General features: G+C 48.8%; 11 protein-coding genes. 8 read left to right on the top strand and 3 right to left on the bottom strand.

Going from position 1 to position 13,278, the window contains the following annotated elements; all coding sequences use genetic code 11:
* Nucleotides 1-2 precede the first annotated feature (2 nt).
* The gene (locus tag JOD20_RS12030) at nt 3-395 is read left to right on the top strand and encodes a hypothetical protein (RefSeq protein WP_204755494.1); all 393 of its coding nucleotides are present in this window, start codon (nt 3-5) and stop codon (nt 393-395) included.
* A 31-nt stretch (nt 396-426) separates the two neighbouring features.
* Here the strand turns inward: JOD20_RS12030 and JOD20_RS12025 are convergent, their stop codons facing one another.
* A complete protein-coding gene (locus JOD20_RS12025; protein WP_204755493.1) occupies nt 427-993 on the bottom strand; it encodes a hypothetical protein in 567 nt (188 codons plus the stop codon).
* Nucleotides 994-1,109: 116 nt separating this feature from the next.
* On the opposite strand from JOD20_RS12025, the gene ppgK reads away from it, so the two are divergent.
* Nucleotides 1,110-1,853 (top strand): polyphosphate--glucose phosphotransferase, encoded by a 744-nt coding sequence (gene ppgK / locus JOD20_RS12020; RefSeq protein WP_204755492.1) that lies wholly within the window; start codon nt 1,110-1,112, stop codon nt 1,851-1,853.
* Between the two features lie 28 nt (nt 1,854-1,881).
* Here ppgK and purB read toward each other — a convergent pair whose 3' ends face one another.
* Nucleotides 1,882-3,258 (bottom strand): adenylosuccinate lyase, encoded by a 1,377-nt coding sequence (gene purB, locus JOD20_RS12015; RefSeq protein WP_204755491.1) that lies wholly within the window; start codon nt 3,256-3,258, stop codon nt 1,882-1,884.
* Between the two features lie 590 nt (nt 3,259-3,848).
* Between purB and rpsA the strand changes: the two genes are divergently transcribed.
* Together rpsA and JOD20_RS12005 are read left to right on the top strand one after the other, a co-directional pair.
* Complete coding sequence (rpsA, locus tag JOD20_RS12010; protein WP_239583829.1) at nt 3,849-5,159, top strand: 30S ribosomal protein S1; 1,311 nt, start codon at nt 3,849-3,851, stop codon at nt 5,157-5,159.
* 311 nt (nt 5,160-5,470) lie between these two features.
* Nucleotides 5,471-7,984: an ATP-dependent Clp protease ATP-binding subunit gene (locus JOD20_RS12005; protein WP_204755490.1), complete on the top strand. Its 2,514-nt coding sequence runs from the start codon at nt 5,471-5,473 to the stop codon at nt 7,982-7,984.
* A 65-nt stretch (nt 7,985-8,049) separates the two neighbouring features.
* Here JOD20_RS12005 and JOD20_RS12000 read toward each other — a convergent pair whose 3' ends face one another.
* Nucleotides 8,050-8,853 carry a YceI family protein gene (locus JOD20_RS12000; RefSeq protein ID WP_204755489.1) on the bottom strand — a complete coding sequence of 268 codons (804 nt, stop codon included), beginning with the start codon at nt 8,851-8,853 and terminating at the stop codon, nt 8,050-8,052.
* Between the two features lie 26 nt (nt 8,854-8,879).
* Here JOD20_RS12000 and JOD20_RS11995 point away from each other — a divergent pair, with 26 nt between their 5' ends.
* From JOD20_RS11995 to JOD20_RS11980, 4 genes are all read left to right on the top strand, one after another.
* A complete protein-coding gene (locus JOD20_RS11995) occupies nt 8,880-9,833 on the top strand; it encodes a phosphotransferase enzyme family protein (protein ID WP_204755488.1) in 954 nt (317 codons plus the stop codon).
* Nucleotides 9,834-10,038: 205 nt separating this feature from the next.
* Nucleotides 10,039-11,118, top strand: coding sequence for a HindVP family restriction endonuclease (locus JOD20_RS11990; protein ID WP_204755487.1), 1,080 nt, complete (start codon nt 10,039-10,041; stop codon nt 11,116-11,118).
* A complete protein-coding gene (locus JOD20_RS11985) occupies nt 11,115-12,044 on the top strand; it encodes a DNA cytosine methyltransferase (protein ID WP_204755486.1) in 930 nt (309 codons plus the stop codon). The genes JOD20_RS11990 and JOD20_RS11985 overlap by 4 nt, the downstream gene beginning before the upstream one ends.
* A gap of 43 nt (nt 12,045-12,087) precedes the next feature.
* Nucleotides 12,088-13,221: a cystathionine gamma-synthase gene (locus tag JOD20_RS11980; RefSeq protein ID WP_204755485.1), complete on the top strand. Its 1,134-nt coding sequence runs from the start codon at nt 12,088-12,090 to the stop codon at nt 13,219-13,221.
* The last annotated feature ends 57 nt before the right edge of the window (nt 13,222-13,278 follow it).

The raw sequence follows: 13,278 nt of genomic DNA, 5'->3' as shown, positions 1-13,278 counted from the left end.
CTATGAAGATCGTTCGTTTGTGGGCGCTGTTTAGTCTGTTATTAATCAGCCTTGCTGGTTGTGGTGGTGATGACATGGATAAAGTGCATATTCGAATTCGCAACGATAGCGACATAGATATTGAGAATTTTTGGCTCGGTGCTGGCGGGGTTGGCCAAGAAACTACGCCCTATGGCGCAATTAGTTCTGGCCATATTACCGAGTATCAAGCCCACGAGCCAGTGCTTGCCAACTATCGCAAGATGAATTTCGTCACGGTCGATGGCAAACAATATCTCGATGTAATTTACCCCGAAAAGCATGTTGGTACGCCCGAGTTGGCCCCTGGCTACTACACATTTTCGTATGCGTTGGTCAACGATAAGCCAGTGCTGACGTTAACCAAAGATAAATAGTAACGCTGCATACTATGCCGACACCGCAGTTTTATCCATTACTGCGGTGTTTTTTTATACGCTGCCAAAGATAAACCAAGCCCACTGCTACCAATACCACAAAGCTGCCATTAACAAATAGCCACTTGCTGGCACTCAACCATGGCGTGAGCCAATCGATAATTGGCGTGCGCTCAGGATAACGCCCCATCACCAGCGCTGCGCCACAATTTTCTGCATAATCAAGCCCTAAACCAATAATTGATACCAGATTCAGCAAGCGCCAATTGCTGTTTTCTGCAAATGCACGTTGGCCCAACCAACTAATGGCGGTGGCTAAAAACAGCGTATACGCCAAGGGCCAAATCAGATCAAAGCTAAACCGCGCGCTAACATATTCAGCCCGACCTTCTGGGCCATAGGCTTCTGCAAAGCGATATAAATCGTCAGCACTATACAACAAGCTACTATCCGGCGAACCAACATCGGCGCTATATTGCTGCGACTTTTGTGCTTGTTGCGGTAGGACGAAGCCCAAAAAACCAACGAAAATCGCCAGCCCAACCAGTACCAGCCAACCCTTGCTCTGGCGTTCAAGCCAGCGCGAAAATCTACGCATTGCAATGCTCCAACTAAGCTGTTCGTTATTGCTACGCACAAACCGCCCGCTTGGATCGGACTTCAAGGCATAGTCTGTGCTTGCATTGATTAAGCTACTTTGCGGGAGGATTATGCATGCAGATTTTAGGCCTCGATATTGGCGGCACGGGGATTAAAGCGGCTCCGGTCGATTGCGAAACGGGCAAATTATTGGCCGAGGTGGAGCGTCGCGATACGCCGCAACCAGCCACGCCCGACTCTGTGCTCGAAGTGGTGCAAGAGTTAGTTGAACATTTTGATTGGCAAGGGCCAATTGGCTGTGGCTTTCCGGCGGTGGTGCAGCGCGGGATTGTGCGCACGGCCTCGAATATTGACCAACGTTGGTTGCATTGCGAGGTAGCTTCGCGCTTCAGCAAACATTTTGATCGTGAAGTAACCGTGATTAACGATGCTGATGCTGCTGGCCTGGCCGAAATTACCTTTGGCGCTGGCCGCGAGGTGATGGGCACATTGCTGATGTTGACATTAGGTACAGGCATTGGCACCGCGCTGTTCCATGATCACGATTTAGTGCCAAATTTGGAGCTTGGCCAGATTATCGTACGTGGCAAACCAGGCCATGAATGGGCTGCCGCCAGCGTGCGCGAAGAGCAAAACCAAAGCTGGGAGCGTTGGGCGCAGGGCGTAGAGCTATTTTTGCAAACCATCGAAGTGATGCTCTGGCCCGATTTAATTATTCTTGGCGGCGGCGTAAGCAAAGATGCCGATCAATTTTTGGATCGGATTCGGATACGGGCCAAATTAGTGCCAGCCCGCTTGACCAACGATGCTGGAATTATTGGCGCTGCCTTGTTTGCGGCCCAAGCAAGCCCCGAATAACAGTGCTGCGCTTCGGGGCTAAGCGAATTTAAATCTTTTTGCGGGCCAGTTTGGCGGCTAAGCCGATGTAGGTTTCTGGGCGTAATGCATGCAATTCCTCACGCACTTCGGGCCGTACATCAAGCTCGTCGATAAAGCTATGCAAATCTTCGAGCGTAATTTGGCGACCGCGAGCCAGCTTTTTCATGGCTTCGTATGGCTCTGGGTAGCGCTCGCGGCGCAAAATTGTTTGAATTGCTTCGGTCAGCACCTCAGGATGGCTGGCCAACTCGGCGTAGGCTTTGTCGGCATTGAAGGCCAATTTGCGCAAGCCCTTGAGCAAGCGTTGATAAGCAAACAAACTATGGCCAAATGCCACGCCCAAATTGCGCAGCACGGTGCTATCCGAGAGATCGCGTTGCAAGCGCGAGATTGGCAATTTGCGGCCAAAAAACTCGAGCAAGCTATTGGCCAGCAACAAATTGCCCTCTGCATTTTCAAAGTCAATCGGGTTAACTTTGTGGGGCATTGTCGATGAACCAACTTCGCCCGCCACGCTAGCTTGGCCAAATACCGAATCAGAAATGTAGCGCCACATATCTTGTGAGAGATCAACCAAAATTGTGTTGACGCGGCGCAACGCATCGCCAACCTCAACCACGCTATCGTGCGGCTCGATTTGGGTGCTTAGCAGGGTTGGCTCCAAGCCCAAAAACTTCACAAACGCCGAGCTAAATGTGATCCAGTCAACATCAGGCAAGGCGGCTTGATGGGCAGCAAACGTGCCTGTTGCCCCATTCAGCTTGCCAGTCAGTTTGATATGAAGGAGTTGCTCGATTGCGCGATTGACGCGTGCTGCAAAGACCGCAATTTCTTTACCCATCGTGGTTGGCGTGGCTGGCTGGCCGTGAGTTTTGGCCAACAATGGTGCTTCTGCATGCTCAATTTGCATATCGCGCAATTGGCCGAGAATCTGGCCGAGCGCTGGCAACAGCACAACATCGCGCGATTCTTGCACCATCAAGGCATAGGCCAGATTGTTGACATCTTCTGAGGTCAAGGCAAAGTGGACAGCCTCTTTATACTCGCCCAACCCAAACTGATCGAGCTTTTCGCGCAGCCAATATTCGACCGCCTTCACATCGTGGTTAACTTTGCGATCCCATGTGGCAATTGCGACTGCATCTTCGACGCTAAATTGACGATATAAATTGCGTAACGCGCCAGCCAACTGACCATCGATGCCCTCGATTAGGCCAATTCGCGGTGCGCGTGCCAAAAATAATAAATATTCAACTTCAACCCGCACGCGATAGCGCCATAAAGCGGCTTCGCTAAAATGACCACTAAGCGCCTCAACATCTTTACGATAGCGGCCATCAAGCGGCCCAATCGCCAGTAAAGCCTGTTGATTAATCTCGCTCATGAGAATCCTCACTATGGTTGGTAGAATTAAATGCACTCCATTGTAGATCAAAAGTTGCCTGAGGGGTCAGGGGTCGGGTTTCAGGGGCTAGGCCTAAGGCAGAGAATGAAAGGCAGAAGGCAGAAGGCAGAGGCGCAGAGAATGTATGGCTAGAGGCTATGAGCACTGGTTCATCATGTTAACCACAACCTGCTCCCCTCATCCCCTCGCCCGCCCGCGAGGCGATGGGGAACCACGAAACCAGTGCTCCCCTCGCCCGCGTTCAGTGGGAGAGGGGCTGGGGGTGAGGGCATGCCCCGCGTTGCCAATCCAATGAACCATTACAGCTATGGGCTTTTGGCTATCGGCCAATGTTCGTGCAATTCGTGGCTTAAAAATTAACTTCGCGCTCTTCGCGCCCTTCGCGGTTGCCGTTCTTCGTGCTCTTCGTGGCCTTCGTGGATCAAAAATCAACCCCCAACCCCAACAACTGATCCCCACATCTGAAAAAAACCTTGCCTTTTGGATACTGCTTCTGTATAATTTTGATATCGGGTTCACGCTGTCCGCCCTTCCTCGGGAATCCTCTTTTGGCAAAAGGACGACGCATTATGGACGAGCAAACAAAACCGGGCATGGATCAATCTGATGTGCTTCCTAGCACAGGATTGGACGCGACCCCAGAGGCCGATCAGTTTAGCGATGATGATCGTGCTTTGCTGGAGGCCTATCTCCGTGATCCAGCCCACGATTATCGCAATCTCAAGTATGGTGATTCGGTCGATGGCACGATTGTTCGCGTTGATCGCGACGAGGTGCTAGTCGATATTGGCTCCAAGTCTGAGGGCGTGGTGCCAGGTCGCGAGATGACCAGTCTGTCGTCGGAAGAACGCGCCGAACTCAAGGTTGGCGATGTCTTGCTTGTTACAGTCGTTCAAACCGAAGACGCTGAAGGGCGTATCGTGTTGTCGATAGATAAAGCACGCCAAGAAAAGAGCTGGCGCGCCTTGCAAGTTAACCACGAAGCTGGCGATGTGATTCACGCTGCCGTGACCAACTACAACAAAGGTGGGCTGTTGGTCAACCTGACTGGGGTGCGTGGTTTCGTGCCATCATCACAGGTCAGCAGTGTTAGCCGTGGCTCCGATGTGCAAAAACAATCGGATATGGCGAAACTGGTTGGCCAAACCTTGCCGCTCAAAATCATCGAAATCAATCGCTCGCGTAATCGCCTGATTTTATCCGAGCGCCAAGCTGTGCAAGAAGTGCGCGATTCACGCAAAGATCAGCTGCTCGAAAAATTGGAGCCAGGCGCGGTGCGCAGTGGTCGCGTGACCAGTCTTTGCGATTTCGGGGCCTTTGTCGATATTGGCGGGGCTGATGGTCTTGTCCACCTTTCAGAGCTTTCGTGGAGCCGCGTCAAGCATCCAGAGGAAGTGCTGAAAGTTGGCGATGCAGTCAATGTGTATATTCTCAGCGTTGACGAAGATAAAAAACGCATCGCCCTGAGTATCAAACGTACCCAAGCCGAGCCTTGGACAACTGTTACCGACCGTTATCAAATTGGCCAAGCTGTTTCTGGCGTGGTTACTCAACTCACGGCATTTGGCGCATTTGTGCGGCTCGAAGATGGCATTGAAGGCTTGATCCACATCTCAGAAATGAGTGATGAACGAATTCAACACCCGCGCGATGTGATTAATGAAGGTGATACAGTTTCAGCCCGCATTATTCGCATCGATCCATCACGCAAACGCATTGGCTTGAGCATGCGCAATGGCAGCAGCGAAGCAACCACTGAAACAGCAGCAGATTCAACGGCTGAAACAAAGCCTGAAGCAGAACCGGTTGAAGCAGCGGCTGAACCAACACCAACTGATACTGACGCTGAATCAAGCGCCAGCGATGCTACCGACGAATAATGGCTTGCAGGTGCGAGGGTCAATAACCCCTCGCTTATGCTCCTGCTGCATGCGGCATGCCCATTTCAAGCAAAACGCTAATAAAACGGGCATGCCTGATCCGTAGATAGTGATACAATTAAGGCACGACGCTTCCGATGCGGCACACCCATTGCCAAAGAATGAAGCCGAGATGCTGCCCCAGTTTCGAGAGCACTCCCAATTAGCATTGTACGACCTATCGACACCTAGCAGCATCGACTATTGTCATAGATAACACGCCAAGGCTTAATCTTACTTATCCTAAGGTTGCCTTGCTTTGGAGCAAACATATGGGTGCATACGACAAAATGAGCCGCCGCGCTAAGCAAGTGATGAGCTTTGCCCAAGAAGAGGCGCGAGCGTTTAATCATCCCTATATCGGCACCGAGCATTTATTGCTGGGCTTGATTTTGGAAGGTGAAGGGGTCGCCGCTCGTGTGTTGGCTGAACTTGGTGTTACCATCACAAAAGCCCGGAATGCTGTTGAATTTATTGTTGGCCATGGCGATGGCCCACGCTCAACCTCAGAAATTGATCTAACCGCCCGCGCGAAAAAAGTTTTTGAGTATGCTATCGATGAAGCTCGCAAACTCAATCATACCTACATTAGCACCGAACATATTTTGCTTGGTTTGGTGCGCAATGCAGAAGGTGTCGCAACTGGCGTGCTCGAAATTATGAACGTTGGGCTTGACCAAGTGCGTACCCAAGTGATGCGCATGATGCGTCAAGGCGTTGGCGGGAGCAGCACACCAAGCCCAAGCGCTGGTGGCGAACGCCAAGCCAAACAAAGCAAAACGCCATATCTCGATGCCCTTTCAACCGATCTGACCGAGTTGGCCGAAGCTGGCCGCCTCGATCCCGTCGTCGGGCGCAAAGATGAAATTGAGCGCGTGATTCAAATTTTGTCACGGCGCACCAAAAATAACCCTGCCCTGATCGGCGAACCTGGGGTTGGCAAAACTGCCATCGCTGAAGGTTTGGCCCAACGAATTGTTGCCGATGATGTTCCAGATTCTCTCAAAGGCAAGCGTTTGGTAACGCTTGATATGGGTGCTTTGGTGGCTGGAACCAAATATCGCGGGCAATTCGAAGAACGCCTCAAGCGGGTCGTTGACGAAATTAAAGAAAGCCGCTGTATTCTCTTCATCGATGAATTCCATACGATTATTGGCGCTGGTGGAGCCGAAGGCACGCTTGATGCCGCCAATATTCTCAAACCAGCGCTTTCGCGTGGCGAATTGCAATGTATCGGCGCAACTACCCTCGATGAGTTCCGCAAATATATTGAAAAAGATGCAGCCCTCGAACGCCGTTTCCAACCAGTGATGGTCGATGAGCCAACCATCGAGGAAACAATCGAAATCTTGCGTGGGATCAAAACTCGCTACGAAGATTTCCATCAGTTGCAAATCGAAGATGAAGCGATTACTGCCGCCGCTGTGCTCAGTGCTCGCTACGTTCCCGACCGTTTCTTGCCCGATAAAGCGATCGACTTGATCGACGAAGCTTCGTCGCGGGTGCGGATGTATCGCTCAGCCACGCCATCGGCGTTGCGCGATGCCTTGCGTGGGCTTGATGCGATTCGCAAGGAAAAAGACGCAGCGCTCGAAGAAGGTCAATTCGAAGTCGTGCAAGATCTGCGGATTCGCGAAGAGCGCATGCTCCAACGCATCACCGATCTTGAGGACGAAGAAGAAAAGAGCCGTGGCTCGGAACAACGCAAAGGCAAGCCCTACGTCACCCAAGAAGATATTGCCGAAGTTGTGGCAATGTGGACTGGGATTCCAGTTATGCGCTTGGCCAGCGAAGAAACCCAGCGCCTTATGAAGATGGAAGATTATCTGCATGAGCGGGTTATCGGCCAAGAAGAGCCAATTTCGACGATTGCTCGGGCTGTGCGCCGTGCCCGCGCAGGCCTCAAAGATCCCAAGCGCCCAATCGGCTCATTCATTTTCTTGGGGCCAACCGGGGTTGGGAAAACCTTGCTGGCCAAGGCCTTGGCTGAGTTTATGTTTGGCTCAGAAGATGCCTTGATCAAAATCGATATGTCGGAATTCCAAGAACGCTTCAATACCTCACGCTTGGTCGGCTCGCCTCCAGGCTACGTTGGCTATGGCGAAGGCGGTCAATTGACCGATGCTGTGCGTCGTCGCCCATATAGCGTGGTGCTGTTCGACGAAATCGAAAAAGCCCATCCCGATACCTTCAACTTGCTCTTGCAAGTGTTGGAAGATGGCAACTTGACCGACGGCAAAGGTCGACGGGTCGATTTCCGCAATACCGTGATTATTATGACTTCGAACGTCGGGACTGAGCAAATTCGCCGTGGTTCGCGGATTGGCTTTGGTGGCAACCGCAATACAATCGATATTGAGGACACGCGCAAGAAGGTCGATGATGAACTGAAGCGCATGTTCCGCCCTGAATTTCTCAACCGGATTGATGGGACGATCATTTTCCACCCATTGACCGATATTGAAATTCGCAATATTGCACGCTTGGAAGTCGATCGCGTGCGCAAGCAATTGGTCGATCATCAAATTGATCTGTTGGTAACCGATGAAACCTTGGATCTGTTGGCCAAACGCGGCTACGATCCAACTTATGGCGCTCGTCCATTGCGCCGCGTCATCACCAATATGATCGAAGATGGTTTGGCTGAAGGCTTGCTGCAAGGTCGCTTCAAGGATGGCGACAAGATTCATATCGAGCTTGAGGATAACGAAGTGGTTTTGCGCACTGAACGTGAGGCCGCCGATTTGGAAAATCCCAGCGTCGAGCCAGAAGCCGAATTAGTTTAAACTAGCAAACAAAATCGCCCTGATCGTAATGATCAGGGCGATTTTACATTTCCTCGTCAAATCAATTATTGGGCAACTGCCTTGGCAACCAAATCCAAGGTCAACAAGACTTCATCTTCGGCCTTGAGCATGCCGCCAATATCAGGAGCATCGACATTGAAGCTGCTCATGTTGAACTTGGTGGTGGCTTTGCCGGTCAAGGTATCGCCATTCAAGGTTGCGGTTACATCGAAGGTCATTGGGTTGGTCGTATCGTGAATCGTCATATCGCCAGTGATTTTGAAGGTAAATTCGACACCTTCTTTGAGATCGCTTGGCAAGTCGCTAATCACAGCGTTCTTGAATACAGCGTTAGGATATTGCGATGATTCCAGCCATTCGCGGCGAATTGCATTGTCGCGGCGTTCGCTATCTGATTGCAATTGGCTGATGTCGACCACGATTTCGCCAACTTGCGAGTTAGCTGGGGTTGCCGTATCGATCAAAATATCGCCAGCGATGGCTTTGGTTACGCCAACTGCATCAACAATTTGGTTATCTTTCAAGAAGGTTTCGCGCACTTGATAGCTAGCACTTGATTGGCTGGCATCGATGCGGTAGATTTTAGCACCAGCAGCGGCTGGCTGTGAAGCATCTGTTGTTGGTTCGGTGCCGGTTGTGGCGGTCGCGGCAGCGCTGGTATCGCTGGCAGTGGTTGGGGTTGTTGGCGCGGCAGCAGTTGTAGGAGCCGTGGTTGGCAAGACCAACGTTGCGGCAACTGGTGTGCCAGTGCCTTTTTCTGCGTCAGATGTCAGCCACAAGCTATAGGCAATAACGCCAATGATTGCGACGGCGATAACGCCGCCAATAATTAATCCAATTTTCTTCATCGAAGAATCCTTTCGTGAGCTAAATTATGCAACAACTCGATCTTTTGTGGGAAACTGGCGATGCCGCTCAAGCGCTACAACAACGCTTTGGTTGGGATGCCGCCAGTGCCAACGCGTGGGTGTCCGCGCTGCTCCACGAGCACTATGGCCTTGCTGAGATTCAAATTTTGCGTTGCAGCATTAGCGCTGGCAATGCAATTCTTTGGCTCAAAAATGATGCTGATCGCTGGATTTTTAAAATTAGCGTTGATCATGGCCGCCATGCTCAAATCGAACAAAGTGTTGAGCTTCAACACTGGCTTTCAGTACAACAAATCTCTGTCCCGTTGATCGTCCCAAGCAAGGCTGGCCAACGAACGCTTAAGATTAACGAACGATGTGTATATCTCCAACAGTGGCTCGATGGCGCACCGCCTGACCCTGAGTCTAGCCAACAGTTGTGGAGAATTGGTGAAGAAACTGCCAAGCTTCAACAAAGTTTAACGACATATCCTGCTGCCGCAGATCTGCCCCAAGTTTTATTTCCGTTAGATCAAGTCTGCATGGGCTTGGCTGCATGGTTGGGTGATACAGCTATGGCTGAGCCATTGCAGCAGCAGCTGTATCAACTGGCGCAACAAGGGCTTGAGCATTTGCCGCGTGGCGTGTGCCATAACGATATTCGCGCTGCCAATCTGTTGTTCAAAGGTGATCAGCTGCAAGCAGTTTTAGATTTTGAAGAAGTTGGCTGGCGCTGCTTGGTGCTGGAATTGGCGTGGACAGCAGTTCATGGCTTGACGATGTATCACAATTGGCAACCAGCTACGGCGGCTCAACAACAAGCAATTATCGCTGGCTATCAAACGCTTCGGCCTTTGAATCCTGATGAGCTGGCGATTTTGCCAAACTTGTGTCGTTTACAAAGTCTTTACCTTTTATGTTCGCAAGGTTCTACGGCGCTGGATGCAATTGAGCGCTTAAAAGAATTAAATTGGGATTAAAAATCACCCCTAAATCACCAGCATGTGGGATGGCTTTTGGCCTAAATTGCGCTATACTGAAATCAAACCTTCTCCTCTCTCTTCTCTCCCACAAGCGGCTCCATTATGCGAGCCGTTTGTGGTTTTAGGCGCTTATATTTCTATGTATGCTATAATTAAACTCGATAAATTATTCTAATAAATGGCATATTTAGGAAGACCTAGAATGTTTGAGCAATTAAATCAACCAGGATTGTTTGGAATAACTAATTCTAACCGAGATTTTACAAAAAAAGAAGCTTGGGGGAAAAACCAATTTAATAATGCATTTCCTATTGCTTTAGCTTGTTTTATGTTTAGCCAGAACATTAAACCTATCTATATTCGATTAGAAAAGCGGAATATTGAACATAACTATTTTGCTGTTGATCAACTATTTCAAATTAATCCTTTAGAAGCACAGGCATTTTTTGCATTTGAACATAGCTATCATCCATATACTGAACTTATTATTGGGAAAACACCAGCAATTGATGTTGTCATTAGCAATCTGCAAAACTCTCAAATCATTAATGCTTTTGAGATAAAATTAACCGCAATTCCTGATAATACAACAGCAAACCTCCCAGATAATCTTCAAGGTTGTGAAATTGTTATTCGACCTGATACCATTGTCTATCTAGCACTCAGTATTGCTAAAGTATTTCAACAAAATCCGTTAGCGCTTTTAGATATTTTAGATCCTGTCTGTGCTAGAATTGGTGATTGGGAAGATGCAACTAGCATTCAACCAATGATTCCACTATTTTGTGAATTACTGTATACAATTTTTGATCGTTATCAAGCTGTTCAAATACCGATTTTACTTCAACCAATTTGGAAAACTCAAGGAAAATTATCAATACTACACGAAAATTGCCTTGATCTTTTTGTATGGAGCAATTTTGCCCTGGCAAAAGTTTTTTTAGATGCTTCGATAAAACCTTCTGAGAAATCAATTACTCGGCCTGAACGTACAACCGTTTGGTTAATCAAAATGCTCTATGATTTTGCTCAGAATGGCAAAATTGATTATAAACGAACGCTTGATCGGATTACCTTTAATTTGAAAAATGATAAAGCCTTTGCTGCTAGCGGAATGGTCACAAGAAAATATATGAATTCGCCAGAATTACAGAATCCACGAATAAAACGCCATTCAATTAAACATATTATTATTAATGGTGGTCAGCGTTATCTTAGCCCTGAACGGCGTTTGGATAGTGCAATTGTGAGTACACCTGGCCTTTTTGAGGAAATACTATGAAAACTATTGATTTATTTGCTGGCTGTGGTGGCATGTCTTTAGGATTTATGCAAGCAGGATTTGAGATAGTTGCGGCAGTTGATAATTGGCGACCTGCAATTAATACCTATCAGCAAAATTTTACTCACCCAATTCATGAGCTTGATTTGGCACAGATTGATGCGGCTGTATCCTTGATCAAAACGCATAGCCCAGAATTAATTATTGGTGGACCTCCGTGTCAGGATTTTTCCTCAGCAGGTAAACGTGATGAAGGTTTGGGGCGTGCCAACTTAACCCTTGATTTTGCCAAAATAGTACTAGCTATTCAACCTGCATGGGTTATCATGGAAAATGTTGAGCGTGCTCGACTTTCCAAAATTCATCAACAAGCGTGTAGTATGTTGGGGGATGAAGGCTATTCTTTGGCTCAAGTTGTATTAGATGCTAGTTTGTGTGGCGTGCCTCAATTACGCAAACGGACGTTTGTGATTGGTCATCGTCATGGTTCAATCGCTGATTTAGCAAATGTGCTTCAGCAACGTTTAGCCAAACAATCATTAACGGTTCGCGATTATTTTGGTGAAAGTTTAGATACTGACTATTATTATCGCCATCCGCGAACCTATGAGCGGCGCGCTATCTTTAGTGTTAATGAACCAAGCCCAACAATTCGTGGGGTGAACCGACCAATTCCTGCAACCTATCGCATGCATCCTAAAGATGCTGGCGATGTGTCGTTAGCACGACCGCTGACTACCAAAGAACGGAGTCTTATCCAGACATTTCCATTAGATTTTAAGTTTGTTGGAACGAAATCTGAGCAAGAGCAGATGATTGGTAATGCAGTGCCAGTTAATTTGGCGTTTTTTCTAGCAACCAGTCTTCAGGCTTATCTTAATCAGCCTAGGATGCAACAACTATCATTATTACCATCTTTCTTTTAATGTAATGATCAATGTTGATTATTAACGAATAAGGAGCACACTCGTGGATTATGGCTTTGCAACCCGCGCCATCCATGCCGGGCAAGACCCAGAATCAGTAACTGGCGCAGTCATCGTGCCAATTTATCAGACTTCAACCTATGCCCAACGTGGCGTTGGCGACCATACAGGCTATGAATATTCGCGCACCGATAACCCAACTCGCACCGCGCTCCAAACATGTTTAGCCGCTTTGGAAGAGGCAAAACACGCCTTGGTTTTTGCTTCGGGCTTGGGCGCTTCGACAACCTTGATGCTCATGCTCAAAGCTGGCGATCATGTAATTTGTGGCGATGATGTTTATGGCGGCACTTATCGTTTGTTTCAACGGGTGATGACCGAGCACGGCCTGAGCTTTGATTTCATTGATATGGCTGATCCTGAGGCAGTGCGGGCCGCGATTAAGCCCAATACGCGCTTGATTTGGTTGGAAACTCCCACCAATCCGTTGTTGAAACTGGCTCCGATTGCCGCGATTACGCGGGTTGCGCGTGAGCATGGCATTTGGACGATTGTCGATAATACCTTTGCCTCGCCTTACAACCAACGCCCAATCACCTTGGGAGCTGATATGGTCTTACACAGCACGACCAAATATATTGGCGGCCATAGCGATGTGGTTGGCGGCGCAATTATGACCTCGAACGACGAGCTGTATGAGAAATTGAAGTTTTTGCAAAATGCTGCCGGTGCTGTGCCAGGCCCCTTTGATTGCTGGTTGGTGCTGCGTGGGGTCAAAACCTTGAGCATTCGCATGCGTGAGCACGAACGCAACGCTTTGGCAATTGCCCAATTTTTAACCGAACATCCTGGGGTTGAAAAAGTGATTTACCCAGGCTTGCCATCGCACCCACAACACAATTTGGCCCGCGAGCAAATGCGCGGTTTTGGCGGCATGATCTCGATTTTGCTCAAAGGTGGCGCTGAGGCAGCCAATGCCATGGTTAGCAAAACTAAGCTTTTTACGCTTGCTGAGAGCCTTGGCGGCATTGAATCGTTGATTGAAGTGCCTGCTGGCATGACCCATATGAGCGTTGCTGGCTCGAAACTTGAAGTACCAGCCAATTTAGTGCGGCTTTCGGTAGGAATCGAAGATATTAATGATTTATTGCGCGACCTTGAGCAAGCACTTGCGTAGTAGTAACGGTAAGCCGCTATAGCCATGGCTTGGATTAGGCTATGGCATTCGTGCTTC

It is taken from the genome of Herpetosiphon giganteus (assembly GCF_016907925.1).
Lineage (GTDB): Bacteria > Chloroflexota > Chloroflexia > Chloroflexales > Herpetosiphonaceae > Herpetosiphon > Herpetosiphon giganteus.
The sequence above is the reverse complement of the archived record's forward strand: the minus strand, read 5'-3'. Positions and strand labels throughout refer to the sequence as shown.